The organism is Acinetobacter sp. A2 (assembly GCF_012371325.1).
Classification (GTDB): domain Bacteria; phylum Pseudomonadota; class Gammaproteobacteria; order Pseudomonadales; family Moraxellaceae; genus Acinetobacter.
Genome location: NZ_JAAZQX010000056.1, coordinates 3490 through 5369, shown reverse-complemented (window position 1 = coordinate 5369; position 1880 = coordinate 3490). Strand labels below are relative to the sequence as shown.

The following is a 1880-nucleotide window of genomic DNA, read 5'->3' as shown; positions in this document are numbered from 1 at the left end:
GAAATTTAAGTCAGAAAATTGATGAGCCAGATTTGGAAGTTTAGATTAAAACTTCAAAATGATTTTAACTGAAGAGTTTGATCATGGCTCAGATTGAACGCTGGCGGCAGGCTTAACACATGCAAGTCGAGCGGGGAAGGTTGCTTCGGTAACTGACCTAGCGGCGGACGGGTGAGTAATGCTTAGGAATCTGCCTATTAGTGGGGGACAACATTCCGAAAGGAATGCTAATACCGCATACGTCCTACGGGAGAAAGCAGGGGATCATTTGACCTTGCGCTAATAGATGAGCCTAAGTCGGATTAGCTAGTTGGTGGGGTAAAGGCCTACCAAGGCGACGATCTGTAGCGGGTCTGAGAGGATGATCCGCCACACTGGGACTGAGACACGGCCCAGACTCCTACGGGAGGCAGCAGTGGGGAATATTGGACAATGGGGGGAACCCTGATCCAGCCATGCCGCGTGTGTGAAGAAGGCCTTTTGGTTGTAAAGCACTTTAAGCGAGGAGGAGGCTCTCTTGGTTAATACCTGAGAAGAGTGGACGTTACTCGCAGAATAAGCACCGGCTAACTCTGTGCCAGCAGCCGCGGTAATACAGAGGGTGCGAGCGTTAATCGGATTTACTGGGCGTAAAGCGCGCGTAGGTGGCTAATTAAGTCAAATGTGAAATCCCCGAGCTTAACTTGGGAATTGCATTCGATACTGGTTGGCTAGAGTATGGGAGAGGATGGTAGAATTCCAGGTGTAGCGGTGAAATGCGTAGAGATCTGGAGGAATACCGATGGCGAAGGCAGCCATCTGGCCTAATACTGACACTGAGGTGCGAAAGCATGGGGAGCAAACAGGATTAGATACCCTGGTAGTCCATGCCGTAAACGATGTCTACTAGCCGTTGGGGGATTTGATCCTTTAGTGGCGCAGCTAACGCGATAAGTAGACCGCCTGGGGAGTACGGTCGCAAGACTAAAACTCAAATGAATTGACGGGGGCCCGCACAAGCGGTGGAGCATGTGGTTTAATTCGATGCAACGCGAAGAACCTTACCTGGCCTTGACATAGTAGAAACTTTCCAGAGATGGATTGGTGCCTTCGGGAATCTACATACAGGTGCTGCATGGCTGTCGTCAGCTCGTGTCGTGAGATGTTGGGTTAAGTCCCGCAACGAGCGCAACCCTTTTCCTTACTTGCCAGCATTTCGGATGGGAACTTTAAGGATACTGCCAGTGACAAACTGGAGGAAGGCGGGGACGACGTCAAGTCATCATGGCCCTTACGGCCAGGGCTACACACGTGCTACAATGGTCGGTACAAAGGGTTGCTACACAGCGATGTGATGCTAATCTCAAAAAGCCGATCGTAGTCCGGATCGCAGTCTGCAACTCGACTGCGTGAAGTCGGAATCGCTAGTAATCGCGGATCAGAATGCCGCGGTGAATACGTTCCCGGGCCTTGTACACACCGCCCGTCACACCATGGGAGTTTGTTGCACCAGAAGTAGGTAGTCTAACCGCAAGGAGGACGCTTACCACGGTGTGGCCGATGACTGGGGTGAAGTCGTAACAAGGTAGCCGTAGGGGAACCTGCGGCTGGATCACCTCCTTAACGAAAGATTGACGATTGGTAAGAATCCACAACAAGTTGTTCTTCATGACGATGTATCTGAGGGTCTGTAGCTCAGTTGGTTAGAGCACACGCTTGATAAGCGTGGGGTCACAAGTTCAAGTCTTGTCAGACCCACCACTACTGACGACGCAAGAGATTGCAGAGTAAACGGAAATCAGAAACATTGACTTATTGATAAGCTGGGGACTTAGCTTAGTTGGTAGAGCGCCTGCTTTGCACGCAGGAGGTCAGGAGTTCGACTCTCCTAGTCTCCACCA

Annotated in this window: 2 tRNA genes and 1 rRNA gene; all 3 read left to right on the top strand. The window is 51.0% G+C overall.

Annotated elements, in window-relative coordinates:
* The first annotated feature begins 65 nt into the window (after positions 1–65).
* Positions 66–1602 (top strand): 16S ribosomal RNA (locus HHA43_RS12975).
* A gap of 61 nt (positions 1603–1663) precedes the next feature.
* Positions 1664–1740 (top strand) — tRNA-Ile (locus HHA43_RS12970).
* A gap of 64 nt (positions 1741–1804) precedes the next feature.
* Positions 1805–1880 (top strand) — tRNA-Ala (locus HHA43_RS12965).